14 protein-coding genes and 2 tRNA genes are annotated in these 14,032 nt (G+C 73.8%); 3 read left to right on the top strand and 13 right to left on the bottom strand.

The window, feature by feature from the left end:
- Positions 1–185: 185 nt before the first annotated feature.
- The 7 genes from AB0I49_RS22945 to AB0I49_RS22915 all read right to left on the bottom strand — a co-directional run bounded on the left by AB0I49_RS22945 (position 186) and on the right by AB0I49_RS22915 (position 9,705).
- Positions 186–1,244 (bottom strand): FAD-dependent oxidoreductase, encoded by a 1,059-nt coding sequence (locus AB0I49_RS22945; protein WP_363228886.1) that lies wholly within the window; start codon positions 1,242–1,244, stop codon positions 186–188.
- A gap of 31 nt (positions 1,245–1,275) precedes the next feature.
- The gene (locus AB0I49_RS22940) at positions 1,276–3,495 is read right to left on the bottom strand and encodes a LodA/GoxA family CTQ-dependent oxidase (RefSeq protein WP_363228885.1); all 2,220 of its coding nucleotides are present in this window, start codon (positions 3,493–3,495) and stop codon (positions 1,276–1,278) included.
- 204 nt (positions 3,496–3,699) lie between these two features.
- On the bottom strand, positions 3,700–4,737 hold the full coding sequence (locus AB0I49_RS22935) for a ferritin-like protein (protein WP_363228884.1): 1,038 nt from the start codon (positions 4,735–4,737) through the stop codon (positions 3,700–3,702).
- 467 nt (positions 4,738–5,204) lie between these two features.
- A complete protein-coding gene (locus tag AB0I49_RS22930; protein WP_363228883.1) occupies positions 5,205–5,765 on the bottom strand; it encodes an HIT domain-containing protein in 561 nt (186 codons plus the stop codon).
- A gap of 79 nt (positions 5,766–5,844) precedes the next feature.
- Positions 5,845–7,830 (bottom strand): threonine--tRNA ligase, encoded by a 1,986-nt coding sequence (gene thrS, locus AB0I49_RS22925; protein WP_363228882.1) that lies wholly within the window; start codon positions 7,828–7,830, stop codon positions 5,845–5,847.
- A gap of 124 nt (positions 7,831–7,954) precedes the next feature.
- Positions 7,955–9,139, bottom strand: a complete 1,185-nt coding sequence (locus tag AB0I49_RS22920; protein WP_363228881.1) for a hypothetical protein — start codon at positions 9,137–9,139, stop codon at positions 7,955–7,957.
- Entirely contained in the window at positions 9,139–9,705 is a 567-nt protein-coding gene (locus AB0I49_RS22915; protein WP_363228880.1) for a DUF4365 domain-containing protein, read from the bottom strand. The genes AB0I49_RS22920 and AB0I49_RS22915 overlap by 1 nt, the downstream gene beginning before the upstream one ends.
- Before the next feature lie 150 nt (positions 9,706–9,855).
- Between AB0I49_RS22915 and AB0I49_RS22910 the strand changes: the two genes are divergently transcribed.
- Positions 9,856–10,599: an exonuclease domain-containing protein gene (locus AB0I49_RS22910; RefSeq protein ID WP_363228879.1), complete on the top strand. Its 744-nt coding sequence runs from the start codon at positions 9,856–9,858 to the stop codon at positions 10,597–10,599.
- 8 nt (positions 10,600–10,607) lie between these two features.
- Here the strand turns inward: AB0I49_RS22910 and AB0I49_RS22905 are convergent, their stop codons facing one another.
- The 4 genes from AB0I49_RS22905 to AB0I49_RS22890 form a co-directional block, all read right to left on the bottom strand.
- A complete protein-coding gene (locus tag AB0I49_RS22905) occupies positions 10,608–10,784 on the bottom strand; it encodes a hypothetical protein (RefSeq protein ID WP_363228878.1) in 177 nt (58 codons plus the stop codon).
- A gap of 183 nt (positions 10,785–10,967) precedes the next feature.
- Positions 10,968–11,039, bottom strand: a tRNA-Val gene (locus AB0I49_RS22900).
- 63 nt (positions 11,040–11,102) lie between these two features.
- A complete protein-coding gene (locus AB0I49_RS22895) occupies positions 11,103–11,597 on the bottom strand; it encodes an SRPBCC family protein (RefSeq protein WP_363228877.1) in 495 nt (164 codons plus the stop codon).
- Positions 11,598–11,664: 67 nt separating this feature from the next.
- Positions 11,665–11,736, bottom strand: a tRNA-Val gene (locus tag AB0I49_RS22890).
- A 293-nt stretch (positions 11,737–12,029) separates the two neighbouring features.
- Here AB0I49_RS22890 and AB0I49_RS22885 point away from each other — a divergent pair.
- On the top strand, positions 12,030–12,443 hold the full coding sequence (locus AB0I49_RS22885; RefSeq protein ID WP_003959770.1) for an SsgA family sporulation/cell division regulator: 414 nt from the start codon (positions 12,030–12,032) through the stop codon (positions 12,441–12,443).
- Between the two features lie 198 nt (positions 12,444–12,641).
- Complete coding sequence (locus tag AB0I49_RS22880; RefSeq protein WP_363228876.1) at positions 12,642–13,199, top strand: CGNR zinc finger domain-containing protein; 558 nt, start codon at positions 12,642–12,644, stop codon at positions 13,197–13,199.
- A gap of 30 nt (positions 13,200–13,229) precedes the next feature.
- On the opposite strand, the gene AB0I49_RS22875 is transcribed toward AB0I49_RS22880, so the two are convergent.
- Entirely contained in the window at positions 13,230–13,370 is a 141-nt protein-coding gene (locus tag AB0I49_RS22875) for a hypothetical protein (protein WP_363228875.1), read from the bottom strand.
- Positions 13,371–13,438: 68 nt separating this feature from the next.
- Positions 13,439–13,891 (bottom strand): hypothetical protein, encoded by a 453-nt coding sequence (locus AB0I49_RS22870; protein WP_363228874.1) that lies wholly within the window; start codon positions 13,889–13,891, stop codon positions 13,439–13,441.
- Between the last annotated feature and the right edge of the window lie 141 nt (positions 13,892–14,032).

Raw genomic sequence — 14,032 nt, 5'->3', positions numbered from 1 at the left:
TGCCCGCGATGCGCGCGCCAACCCGGTTTTCGGGTGAAACCCGGCTGGATCTCATCTCTCCGGGCCCGCTCAGGCAGGTACGGCCGGTGCGGCGGGTCGGCTGCGGGCCGGTGCCGCGGACCGCCGCCGGCTGAAGCGGAGCCGGGGCGGGGCAGGGCCGGCACGGACGCCTCGGAAGGCGGCGCCTATCCGCCGGCCGCCCGGCGCCGCCAGAAGGGCTCGGCGGTGTACCGGGGCGCGGCGGCGGCGTGGACGGTGCGCCGGACGGTCAGGTGCCGGGCGAGCGCCTCCCCGACGAGGCGGCCGTAGGCGGCGGCGGTGCGCGGGTCGCGACGCAGGAGGCCGAGGGCGGCGGCGGCCGCGGGCCGGGCGAGGCCGAGGGCGTGGTGGAGGCCGGCGGAGGAGAGCGGGTCGAGCGCCAGCGCGGCGTCGCCCGCCGCGACCAGGCCGTCGGCCCAGGGCGGGTCCGCGCAGCCGACGGGGACGGCCCGGACGGCGGCCGGGGTCGGCAGCGGGAGGTCCGCCAGGCGCTGGGCGGTGCGGGGCGGCGGCGTCGAGGCGGCGTGCACGGCGGTGCGGTCCTGGACGCGCATCAGCGTCAGGCCGCCGCCGGGCGTCGGCGCGCTGTACCACCAGCCGTCGGCCACCGCCTCGACCAGGGACCACGACTGGCGTCCGACGTCGGCGGGGCGGGCGCGCCAGACGGTGCAGCGCAGCCGGTCCGCCGAGTGCCAGGGCAGCCGCCGGGCGCGGGCCCGGGCCGCGCCGGTGGCGTCGACCAGTACGGCCGCGGGGCCCGCCACCGGCTCCGGACGTCCGGCCGGCGACACGGCCGTCAGGTGCCATCCGCCGGGCCCGCGCGCCGCCTTCACGTGGGCCCGCAGCGTTCGGACGCCCGCTCGACGGGCGGCGTCGCGCAGGAGGGCGTCCAGTGCGGCGCGGTCGACGGCCAGCGGCGGGCCGTACGCGCTGAACAGGGCCGGCCGCAGATCCACGGCGCTCTCGTGGGACCAGACGCTGCGGGCCTCGTGGACGGGGGCGGCGGCCGGGGCCGTCAGCCGGTCGGCGACGCCGAGGTCCCGCAGCAGGGGCAGGGCGGCCGGGGACAACTGCTGTCCCACCGGGCGCCATGGGCCCCGGGCGTCGTCGACGAGGACGACGGAGGCGCCCGCGGCGGCGAGGTGCCAGGCCACCGCGGACCCGGCCGGGCCGCCGCCGACCACGGCCACGTCCGCCGGGGTCATCCGCGCCGCCGGGGCCGGCCGGCGGGCGGGCTCATCGCCCGTCGCCGACGGCCAGGAAGCGGTCGCGGGCGTAGGGGTGGCCCAGGCGGGAGCTTCCGGTGACCCGCAGGCGCAGGGGGCCGGCCCCGCCCGCGGCGGTGTGCGCGCCCGGCTCGCGGGCCCCCGCCGCCGGCTGCCCGTCGCCGCCCGCCAGGGTGTACGCGCCGGGGGCGCCGCCCTCCGCCAGCGGCAGCTCGTCCCCCTCGGCCGTCACGAGGGCCGCCTCACGCGGCGGACGCTCGTCCAGGCCGGTGGTGACGGTGAGCGCGCCGTCCGGGGCCCGGGTGGCGGCGGCCCCGCCCAGGTGGACGCGGGAGTCGACGGCGACGGCGACCTGGTAGGCCATCGCGCCGCCGCGCGGCGCGCTGACGCTCAGGCTCCACAGGCCGGCGCCGGCGTAGCGCTGGGGCAGGGCTTCGACAGGCAGCGCGACGCGCAGGACGAGGGCGTCGTCGTAGCGGATTCCGGTGCGGCGGGGGTCGTCGTCGGCGAGGGGGCCGAGGGGGCTCGCGAGGCGTACGTCGAGGTCCTGCGGGACGGGCGCGCGCACGGTGATCTCGATGGCGCGGTCCTCCTCGGTGAGCCGGAAGCGCCAGGTGTGCTCGGTGTCCGCGGTGAGCTCGCCCCGGCCGTAGAGGGCCAGGTCCTGGCCGGTGAGCCGGTCGGCCGGCTGCCAGGCGGCGGTCGTGGCGGCGGCCGCGGCCAGGGTGCTCCACTGGCCCTCGGGCGGCGGCAGCCGGGTGCTCTCCGTCCAGTCCCCGCGCTCCGTCTCCCGGTACTGCCCCGCCTCGTCGGGCACGACGAAGCCGAGGCGGTGCCAGTTGTCCGCCATGGCGCCCGCGTCCCCGGCCCACTCACGTGCCCAGTCCTTGTAGCCGCTCTGCCCCTTGGGGATCGCCTCGTTCGGCCGGGGGACCGGCCACCACTCGCTGCCGCAGGCATGGAAGTCGGCCTGCCAGGGCAGGGCCATCCGGCTGGTGACGTCGCCCGGCTCCACCGTGTGGGCGAAGCGCAGGCTCGCGATGTCTCCGCCGGACCAGTGGCCGGGTTCGAGGAAGAAAGCCCCCGCCTCGATGCCCGGGAAGAACGCCTTGCCGACGCATGCCTCCAGGGCCGCCCGGTCGAGTCCGCCGGGGGTGACGGCTCGCGGTGCGCCGGCCCGCCAGTCCCGCAGGAAGTTCCCGTCGCGCCATTTCTGCAGCACGGCGAGCTGACGCCTTGTCAACTTCGAGTCGCCGTCGCCGGCGGCGAGGCGGGGCATCGACCCGTCCGGGTTGCCGTCCTTGCTGAGCCAGCTGTCGATCTTGCGGCGGGCGTAGTAGCCGTACAGGGGCTCCGGCCAGGAGATGTGGTGGCCCGCCGCCGCCTCGAAGACCGCCTGCATGTGCCGGGCGCGGGCCAGCACCGGCTGAATGTCGAAGGTATACGAGGGGACCTCGTCATCGGTCGGCGGGCGGAAGAGGTCCTCCAGCCGGTCCCACAGGGTGACGACGGTGTCCAGGTGCGGGGCGTACTTGGGCGGCGTGACGACCGCCCACGCCCGTACGGCCCTGAACTCCCGCGACTCGCCCGCGCAGTCGATGCGCACGACGGCGTCGACCGGGCCGTCGGAGGTGCTGTCCCACCAGCCGTCATTGTCGAAAGGGCTGTCCAGGGGGCGGTGGAGGGGTGAACCGGAGCGTCCGTCGCCGCCCAGTACCAGGAGGCGGCCCTCCTCGTCGGTGCGCAGCTCCCCGAGGGCCACCCGCTCTTTCACGCCTTCCAGCGTGATCTCGCCGACCGCGCTGGGCCCGCGCTGCCCGGGTCCACTGATCCGCATCGGCCCGGGAGCGATCGTCAGGGCCTTGCGGCCCGCCTCGTCGTGCGGCTTCTCGGGCTCCCGCTTCTTGTTGCGGTATGCCTCGCTCCCGAATCCCTGGGCGCACGCCTTCTTGTTCACGAGGTTCACGGTCCACTCGACGCTGACGCCGGCGCGGTGAGTCAGCTCGACCCACTGGTCCCCGGCCTCGTTGAAGCCGTAGCAGCGGAACCGGGCCGCCTGGCGCTTGACGCGGCCTTCGCCGTCCTTGAACAGACCGCCGTCCGGCGCGGGGGCGGCGCCCGGGATCTCGGGCCCGGTGAAATAGCCGTCCGGGCTGTTGCCGACCCGGGCGAAGCCGATGCCCGGGTGGACGCGCACGGAGTGGATGTCCTTGAGGTCGAGACTGGTCATGGCTCTCCCGGTGACGGAGCGGTACGGGCTCGGACGTGCGGCCGGGCGCGCGCCGGACCCGTACCGCCGGACGGTCGGCGCGGCGAGGGGCCGGAGGGCGCGCCGCGTGGGCTGGGGGCGCGGAGTAGGGGCGTACGGGCTCGGGGCTTGAGCGTTCCGGACCGGAGGCCGTATTCGACCAGGGCTCTTGAACGGCGGAGTGGTTCAGGCCCCGCGCACGGGCCGGAACTCCGGTCCGCGGATCTCGCCGGCGGAGTCCTTCTGCAACGCGATGAGGCGGGCCGCGGACTGGGCCATGGCGCCCATCACGCCCATCGCCTCCGCGACGCTCTTCTCCGCGGCCGGGCCGCTCCACAGGGCTTCGAGGCCGCCGAGGAGCCGCCCGTAGGCCGCGTTGCAGTCGTCCAGGGCGGCGCGCAGGTCGCCGGCGGCTTCCCAGCCGCCCGCGGGCACCTCGCCCAACGGGTACAGGGCCGGCCGTTCGACGGCCTCGCCGGTGAAGTCCCACTTGTCCTGGTGGGGCGGGGGCAACTGCTGGAGCCGCCTGCCCTTCCAGTGCTCGGCGAAGCGGTAGTAGTGCGCGCGGTCGGCGGGGTCGGTGCTCCCGTTGGGCGACGCGCTGGTGCCCTCGCCCTGCTCCCTGATGGTGCGCATGGCGGCGAGGGCGCTCTCCTTCGTGTCGGCGCGCCGCAGTATGTCCCCGCCGATGTGTCCGCTGACCTGGACCCCGCCTCCGAAGCCGTACTTGTCGGCGATCGCGGGCAGCTCTTTCTCGATCTCCTTGTAGAACTGGCCGATCGTGGGGCCCTCGGCGAACGGCGTCACGGGCTTCTCCGGCTCCTCGATATCCATGAAGCCCTTCAGCGCGTCCCGAGGGTCGGCGATGCCGCTCGCCACCCCCTTCAGCGGAACGACGAGGCCCGGGCGGACGCCGCCGGGCAGCTCGCTCGGGTAGGCGCGAGCGGCCGCGACGATGGACGGCCGCCCCTCCGCGGCGGTGAGCATGTTGCACGCCAGCCCCATGTGCAGCATCTCCTGCCAGGCGATCCCCAGCAGGGCGTCCGCCAGTTCGGAGGAGGCGTCCCGGACGGACCAGTACGCGTACAGGTACGGCGGGATGGTGGCGAGCTCCAGTGCGACGGCGGCCTGGAGGCACTCCCGCAGCCACTTCTTGTCGCGCTCCGGGGGCGCGACAGCCAGCAGGTCCGCGATCGACGCGCTGGTCACGGCGGTCTCGCTCATGGCGGTGGTCCTCCTTCGGGGCGGCGGTCCGAGGACGACGGGGGCTGCCCGGGGCACGCTCCCGCGCCCCGCCCCTGCCCGGTGACAGGGCGCGGGGCAGGGGGCGCGTACGGGCGGGAGCATGCGCGCAGCCACGTCGACGGCTGACACCAATTACCCACGGCGACGGCGCGGGTGAGCACATCTGCGCTCCGCGTCGGCGGAGTCCATCCGTTCAGCCGCACCCACATGACGCCCCGTCAGCCCGATCGGCCGACGCCGCCCTCACCCCCACGGGCCGGAACCCCGGGGACCGTGCCCGGTCCACCACCGCTCCGGGGACGCGACAGGCGCCCCGCGCCGACCAGGCCGCGGGCGGCGCGGCATCGCGAAACGATTCCTCGACCGTCTCAAGCGGTGTCACGCCACGGCGGACCGCCGAGTGCCGCCGGTCCCGCACCGCCCCTGGTCCGGGGCCGGCGGAGCGGTCAGCTCTGCGGCCAGGCGTCCGCGAGCATCTGGCGGGTGTCCGCGAGGAGTTGGGGCAGCACCTTGGTGCTCCCGACGACCGGCATGAAGTTGGTGTCGCCGCCCCAGCGCGGCACGACGTGCTGGTGCAGATGGGCGGCGATGCCGGCGCCGGCGGTCGCGCCCTGGTTCATGCCGATGTTGAATCCGTGCGCGCCGGAGGCGGCCCGCAGCGCGGTCATCGCCCGCTTGGTGAACTCCGCCAGCTCGGCGGTCTCGGCCGCGTCCAGCTCGGTGTAGTCGGCGACGTGGCGGAACGGGACGACCATGAGGTGGCCGCCGTTGTACGGGTAGAGGTTGAGCACCGCGTAGACATGGGAGCCGCGCGCGATGACGAGCCCGTCCTCATCGGATTTCGAGGGGATGGTACAGAACGGACAGCCGTCCTCGGCTCCGGGCCCGGTCGGCTTGTTCTCGCCCTGGATGTACGCCATCCGGTGGGGCGTCCACAGTCGCTGGAAGGCGTCCTGCGTCCCCACTCCGATCTGCTGTTCCGGCTCGCTCGTCATGGTGTGCAGCATATGGCTTCGCCCGAACGCGACGTCGCCCCGGGGCGGTCGTGGACCACTCCGGGGCGACGGCTGACCGTGACAGCGGGCTTCAGACCTGTACGCGGTCCTGGACGGCCTTGACGATCTCGGCGAGGGCCTCGTCGACGGGCACGCCGTTCTTCTGCGAGCCGTCGCGGTAGCGGAAGGACACCGCGCCGTTCGCGACGTCCTCGTCACCGGCGATGATCATGAACGGCACCTTGCTCTTCTGCGCGTTCCTGATCTTCTTCTGCATCCGGTCCGAGGAGGCGTCCACCTCGACGCGCAGCCCCTCGGCCTTCGCCTTGGCGGCGAACTCCTGGAGGTAGGGCACGTGCGCGTCGCCGATCGGGATGCCGGTGGCCTGCACCGGGGCCAGCCACGCCGGGAACGCGCCCGCGTAGTGCTCCAGGAGCACCGCGAAGAACCGCTCGATCGAGCCGAACAGGGCCCGGTGGATCATGACCGGGCGCTGCTTGGAGCCGTCCGGCGCGGTGTACTCCAGGTCGAAGCGGTCGGGCAGGTTGAAGTCGACCTGGATCGTCGACATCTGCCACGTACGGCCGATGGCGTCGCGCGCCTGGACCGAGATCTTCGGACCGTAGAAGGCCGCGCCGCCCGGGTCCATGACGAGCTCCAGGCCCTGCTTGCCGGCCGCCTTGCGCAGCGTCTCGGTGGCCTCCGCCCAGTTCTCGTCCGAGCCGATGGACTTCTCCGGGTCCTGGGTGGACAGCTCCAGGTAGAAATCCTCCAGGCCGTAGTCGCGCAGCAGGTTCAGCACGAAGGTCAGCAGCGAGTCGAGCTCGTCCGCCATCTGCTCCTTGGTGCAGTAGATGTGCGCGTCGTCCTGGGTGAAGCCGCGGGCGCGGGTCAGGCCGTGCACGACGCCGGACTTCTCGTACCGGTACACGGTCCCGAACTCGAACAGCCGCAGCGGCAGCTCGCGGTACGACCGCCCCCGCGCGTCGAAGATCAGGTTGTGCATCGGGCAGTTCATGGGCTTGAGGTAGTAGTCCGTGCCCTCGTCGAGCTGCATGGGCGGGTACATGCCGTCGGCGTACCAGTCCAGGTGGCCGCTCTTCTCGAAGAGCTTGCCCTTCGTCGCGTGCGGCGTGTAGACGAACTCGTAGTCCGCCTCCTCGTGCCGCTTGCGGCTGTAGTCCTCCATCGCCCGGCGGATGACGCCGCCCTTGGGGTGGAAGACGGCCAGGCCCGAGCCGATCTCGTCCGGGATGGAGAAGAGGTCCAGCTCGGAGCCGAGCTTGCGGTGGTCGCGCTTCTCGGCCTCGGCGAGGAATTCGAGGTACGCCTTCAGCTCGTCCTTCGACGGCCAGGCGGTGCCGTAGATCCGCTGGAGCTGCTTGTTCTTCTCGCTGCCCCGCCAGTACGCGGCCGCGCTGCGCATCAGCTTGAACGCCGGGATGTTCCGGGTCGTCGGCAGGTGCGGGCCGCGGCACAGGTCCTTCCAGCACAGCTCGCCGGTCTTGGCGTCGAGGTTGTCGTAGATGGTCAGCTCGCCGCCGCCGACCTCCACGTTCGCGCCGTCCGCGCTGTCGGCGGCGGCCGAGCCCTTGAGCCCGATGAGCTCCAGCTTGTACGGCTCGTCCGCGAGCTCCGCGCGGGCGTCGTCGTCCGTGGTCACCCGGCGCGCGAAGCGCTGACCGCGCTTCTGGATCTCCTGCATCTTCTTCTCGATGCGCTTGAGGTCGTCCGGGGTGAACGGGGTCTCGACGTCGAAGTCGTAGTAGAAGCCGTCCTTGATGGGCGGGCCGATGCCGAGCTTGGCGTCCGGGAAGAGGTCCTGCACGGCCTGCGCCATGACGTGCGCCGCCGAGTGGCGCAGGATGTTCAGGCCGTCCTCGCTGGCGAGCTCGACGGGCTCGACCTCGTCGCCGTCGGCGAGTGCGTACGCGAGGTCCTTGAGCTCCCCGGCCACGCGGGCGGCGACGATCGCGCGCTCGCCCTCGAAGAGCGCGGCGGCCGTCGTGCCCGTCGTGACCACTCGCTCTTCCGGTTCGGCGGAATCGCGTTTGATGATCACACGGACGTCTGACACCGGTAGCTCCTGACACATGGGTCCTGCGGCAGCGGGCGCTGCGCACGGTGAATCGTACCGATCCGCCGGACCGCACCGCGAAACGGTTTGGCGACCGCCTCCCCGGCCTGATCACGCCGCGCGCCTACTCGCCGCCGCACGCCCCCTCGAAGAAGTCCAGGTTCTCGTGCATCGACTTCAGCAGCCGGTCGCGCTCGGCGTCGTCGACCCGCACCGGGGTGACGCCGCTCGCCCCGGTGACCCGCCGGAAGCCGCCCCGGCTCTCCAGCCGGCCGCTGACCCGGATCGGCAGCCCGACGAGATGGGCGTGGCCCGCGAGGCGGTAGTCGTCCTCGTCGAGCGCGATCCGCACCTGCGCCACGTCGGCCCCGGAGAGCACCCGCAGCCGTACGCTGCCGGGCCCGGCCGGTCCCTCCCGGCGCAGCCGCACCACGGCGCCGGTCAGCCGCACGGGCACCGAGGGCTCGTCGCGTACGTACCGGGCGCCGGCCTCGCGCAGCGCGGGGAGGTCGCCCGGGGAGAACTCCACGGGCTCGGGCCGGGCCGCGAAGCCCTCGTGCGGGCCCAGCGCCGGCGACCAGTCCACGGCGATCCGGACGCCCTCGGAGCCGCGCACGAGCAGCACGAGCGCCTCGGTCAGCTCCTGGCACACCCCGGCCTCGACCGCCGCGTCGAACGCCTCCATGCCGCCGGTGGCGCGCTGGTAGTCGGTGGCGTCGCGGGCGGCGTGCAGGGCGCGCAGCAGCGTCGTGACGGTCGGGCGGCCGTCCGCGACCGGTACGTACACCGTCAGTTCCCGGCCGCCGGGGGCCGGGCCCACCAGGAGCCGGTCGAGGGCAGCCTCTGCGGCCCGCCGGTGCCGCGCGCCGTAGTACCCGGCGCGGCCGCGGGCGGCGAGCGCCCCGGCGAGCAGCATGGCGCGGGCGCCGTCGCGCAGCCGCTCCTGGGCGCTCCAGGCGGCGGCTCCCCCGGCGGGCTCGGGCACCTCGCGCCGCCAGTGGATCTCGTCGCTCGGCGTGGCCAGGGCGACGAGGACCTCCCGCGCGGAGGGCGCGGCGCTGCGCTCCAGCGCGGTGAGCGCCTCGGCGAGCAGGTCGGCGGCGTCCGGGAAGCGCCGGCTGTCGGGGACGAGCAGGCTGGCGCCGCCCGCGGGCCCGCCGGGCGGGGCCCAGTGGGTGTAGCGCCCGGCGGCTCCCCCGCGCCGCCGCCAGCCGTGCCGGGCGAGCAGCGCGCCGAGGACGGCGGGGTCGACGCCCTCGGCGGTCAGGGGGCGTGGGGGGTGGGCGGGCTGGTCGGTCGGCCGGTGCATCAGGGGGTCTCTCCCTCCCCGACCCGCGCCATGATCTCGCAGAGCGCGCGGTCGTCGAAGACGCGCGTGGTCGGAATCCGCACGGTGGTCCTGCGCCTGCCCGTCACCGGGTGTCCGGCCAGGTTGGTCCAGTAGCAGCAGTGCCGCAGTTCGAGTCGGTCGTGCCCGGCCCGCAGCCACGCGTCCTGGGTCCGCGGTACGAGCATCACGACGAGGATCTTGTGGACGGCGACCGGGGTGCGCGCGAGCTTGGCGAGGTGGCCGTTGTCGAGGGTGAAGGAGAAGGCGGGGCCGCTGGGGCGGGGCGCGATCTGGTACGTGCATTTGAGCTGCACCTTGATCGTCACCTCGTCGTCGACGGCGTGGCCGGGCGCGCTGTGGCTGACGTGCCAGTCGATGCCGCTGTCCGGAAAGGGCTGGGCCAGCGAGCACCCCGCGGCGGCCGTGACGGCGTGCAGATAGCCGACTTGCAGGGTCTCCATGCAGGCGGTGGTGGCGAGCGAGCCGCGCGGCGGCGCCGCCCGCCCGGACGACAGCCCGCCCGGGTCGGGCTGCGTGAGCGCCATGGCCGATTCGACCTCCGGGCTTCACCGATCCATCGGGTCCGTACACCTGTGTTGTCTCCCCGCGAACTACCCGCCAAACAGGGGCGGTTCGGACACACCGTTCGCCGGGTATCACCCGGTGGGGCGGGGAACCGGCCAACTACGAGGGGAATGCGAGGAGTTGTGGACAAGCCGTGCTGGTACGAGGGACCGCTCGCCGCCTTCGACACCGAGACCACCGGGGTTGACGTCGAGAACGACCGCATCGTCTCGGCCGCCCTGGTGATGCAGTCCCAACCGGGCACCGCGCCCGCGATCCGGCGGTGGCTCGTCGACCCCGGCGTGCCCGTGCCCGCCGGCGCGACCGAGGTGCACGGCCTGACCTGGGCGTATCTCCAGCATCACGGCCGCTGGCCGGCGCCGGTGCTGGAGGAGGTGGCGCGGGCCCTGGCCGCGGTGTCGGCGCACGGCACGCCGCTGGTGGTGATGAACGCCCCGTTCGACCTGACGCTGCTCGACCGGGAGCTGCGGCGGCACCGCTCCGCGACGCTGCCGGACTATCTGGGCACGTACTCGCTGTGCGTACTGGACCCGCGCGTCCTCGACAAGCACCTCGACCGCTACCGCAAGGGCCGCCGCACGCTGACGGACCTGTGCGAGCTCTACGGGGTGGAGCTGACCGGCGCCCATGAGGCCGCGGCCGACGCCCTCGCCTCACTGGAGGTCGTACGGGCCGTGGGGCGCCGCTTCGCGGCCCGGCTCGGGCGGCTGAACCCGGCCGAGCTCCACGCCCGCCAGGCGCTGTGGCACGCGGCCCAGGCGCGCGGCCTCCAGGCGTGGTTCGCGACGCAGGGCACGCAGGAGACCTGCGACCCGGCGTGGCCCCTGCGCCCCGAACTCCCGGCCGCCGCCTGAGCGCGCGCTCAGCGGATCCGGCGGGTGGTCCACAGCCCGACGCCGGCCCCGAGCGCGCAGGCGCCCGCCATCACGCTCAGCACCAGTTGCAGGGCGCTCTCGCCCATGAGCAGGCTCGCCGCCACATTGACGGCGAGGCAGGCGGTGAACACCGTCCAGAGCGTGGCCCTCATCGCTGCGTTCATGTCGTTCGCCCTCCGGGGTCAGACGGCCGGACGGCCGTTCGCGGACTCCTCGAACGCTAGGCGGGCACGGTGCGCCCGCACGATGGGGAACGCACCCGTCCCATGGTGTACCTCGGTACACCCCTGTGCCCATGGCCAACGACGAAGGCCGGTCCGTCTGTTGACGGACCGGCCTGTTCGGGGTGGGCGATACTGGGTTCGAACCAGTGACCTCTTCGGTGTGAACGAAGCGCTCTCCCACTGAGCTAATCGCCCGATTCTCCGGCGGGGTCTCCCCCGCGGGACGCCCCGAACAATACAGGCCGCGGCCGCCGTACTTCAAATTCCCGGACGCCCGTCCGGGCCGCCCTCCGAGGCGGCCAGCCGCGCCCGCAGCCCGCGCCGGCCGCACCGCATCATCCAGGCGTGGTTGGCGCGGAAGACGGGGCGGCCGGGGATGGCGAGCCGGCGCATCAGCGGCTTGGACACCCGGACCTCCTGTTCGAAGCGGACGCGCGAGCCGGCGCCGCGCGCGGTCACCGTCCAGCGCGCCCAGCCGCACAGGTCGCCGCTCATCGCGATCTCCAGCACCCGGCCGGCGGGGTCGCGCCGCCGCTCGCGGGCGGTGATGACGAGGTCGTACGGGAGGAGGGACCGGAAGCGGGCGGTGCCGCTGCGCTCGTCGAGGGGCCGGACCTCCCGGACCTGGGGCCACCAGCTCGGGTACTCCTCGGCGCGGGCCAGCAGCGCGTAGACGGCGTCGGGGGGCGCGGCCACGAGCCAGTCGCTGCGGAACCGGTAGCGGTGCAGGGCGGCGGTCCGGGGTCGGATCATGCCCGTCAGCGCACACAAAAAGCCGGAAGTCCGCAAGGGCTGTGCCTCACGGACTTCCGGTCGGGGGTGGGCGATACTGGGTTCGAACCAGTGACCTCTTCGGTGTGAACGAAGCGCTCTCCCACTGAGCTAATCGCCCCCTGCGCAGCGCAAACATTACCCCATGCCGGACGGTGGCCGTGACCACGGCGGGGGCGCCCGGCGGACGGTCCAGTTCACCGTCGCGTCAACGCGATGTGGACGCCGCGTCAACGCGACGCACCGCGATGTTCACTGGAACGGCGGTATACAAGCGGGGTGAGTACGGCCATCCGAGCTACCCGAAGACCCGCAAAGCGGGCAGAGGGGTTTACAACGGCACCGTAGGTGGCATGTCGATTTCGCCGACGTGCGAATCCCCGAGCGCACACTGAGCGAAAGGCCCTGGCGCTTATGAACACCACGGTCAGCTGCGAGCTGCACCTGCGCCTCGTCGTGTCGAGCGAGTCCTCACTCCCCGTACCCGCAGGTCTGCGGTACGACACGGCCGATCCGTATGCCGTGCACGCCACCTTCCACACCGGAGCCGAAGAGACGGTCGAGTGGGTCTTCGCCCGCGACCTGCTCGCCGAGGGCCTGCACCGGCCCACGGGCACCGGCGACGTCCGTGTCTGGCCGTCCCGCAGCCACGGTCAGGGCGTCGTCTGCATCGCGCTGAGCTCTCCGGAGGGCGAAGCCCTGCTGGAGGCCCCGGCGCGGGCCCTGGAGTCGTTCCTGAAGCGGACCGACGCCGCGGTGCCGCCAGGCACCGAACACCGTCACTTCGACCTCGACACCGAGCTCTCCCACATCCTGGCCGAGAGCTGAGGCCGGACCGGAGCCGGCGAGAGCACCAGCAGCGGCCGTCCTAACTCGGGGGGACGGCCGACCCGACCAGCGCACATGACGGACAACGGCGCCGTCGCCGCGGAACCGCCGCGCGCGACGGCGCCGTCGTGTCGCGGAGCCGCTAGAGTCTGCTCCCTCGAAAGCCAGCCGCCCGTCCCGCCGGCCAGGGAGCGAACCGTGCTGATCGACCACGACACCCGGTGCGCGCTCGACGCCGTCGTCAGCCTGGTGAACACCGCCGGGCACGGCGACGGCCCGGACGGCCTCGCCGATCCGGCCGGCCTCCGCCGCTACGCGGCCGGCTGCGGCCTCGGCGACGTCGGCCCGCTCGGCGCCGCGGACGTGGCGGCCGTACGGTCCGTACGGGAGCGGTTCGAGCGGGTCTTCGCCGCGCCGGACGCCGCGAGCGCGGCCGCGCTGCTCAACGCGATGGTCGCCGAGGCGGGCACCACGCCCCGGCTGAGCGACCACGACGGCTACGACTGGCATGTGCACTACTTCGCGCCCGGCGCCTCGCTCGCCGACCATCTGGCGGCCGACGGCGGCATGGCCCTCGCGTTCCTGGTGGTGGCCGGCGAGCGGGAGCGGCTGCGTCGGTGCGAGGCCCCGGGCTGCGGGCGCGCCTTCGTCGACATCTCGCGCAACCGCTCCCGCCGGTACTGCTCCAGCCGCACCTGCGGGAACCGGCTGCACGTCGCCGCCTACCGCGCGCGCCGCAGGGAGACCGCCGGATGAGCGCGCGTCCCCGGCGGCCGGCGTCGACCGTCACCACGGGTAGAGGTCATGCACCGCCGTCAGCAGGATCAGCGTGGCGATGAATGCCAGGAAGAACATCAGCGGCGGCTGGGAAAGGGCGAAGAGGCAACCGCGCGGTTCCTCGGTCATCTCGGCCTGTTCGTCGTTCATCTAGGCCAGATGATGGCGCAGCGCCGCCCCGAGCGGTGATCAACACGCCCGTTCCGTCCGCGAGTTCGTCAGATCCCGTGCTTTTTCAGGATCGCCTCGATGTCGGAGAAGTCCTCCCCGCCGCCGGCCGCCTTGCCCTTCGGCTTGGCCGCCGTCGCGGCGGGCCGGACCGCGGGGGCCTGGCCGAGGGAGGGGGCCGAGGCCGCCGGGGCCATCGCCTCGCGCTGCTGCGCGGCCGCCGCCCGCCGCTCCTTGCGGGTGCCGCCGCCGCGCCGCTCGACGGCCCTGGTCACCATGAAGAGCACGGCCGAGAGCGCGAGCACGCCGAAGCCCACCCAGACGCTCGGCTTGAACACCAGGTCCTTGACCCAGTCGATGACGCCGGTCATCACCAGCCCGATGGGGACCAGGGCATAGGCCGCTATCCGGGCCGCGGCGAGGAAGCGCTTGCGGTACGCCGTCAGCAGGGCGATGCCCAGGCCCGCCGCGGACACCGCCGCGCAAATGGTCGAGGTCAGCATCCGGTCCTCCTGCCGATGGGGTCTCCTGACCATCCTGCACCGGACGCCCCCCGGAGTGCCACGATCCGAGGCGGACGGGGACATATCTCGGGGTGATCTAAGGGCAGGGCTCCTCCCCAGGTCCTGGTTCCCGGCGGGCCG

Source organism: Streptomyces sp. NPDC050617, assembly GCF_040654795.1.
Classification (GTDB): Bacteria; Actinomycetota; Actinomycetes; order Streptomycetales; family Streptomycetaceae; genus Streptomyces.
Note: the sequence above shows the minus strand (reverse complement) of the source record. Positions and strands in the feature narration are given on the sequence as shown.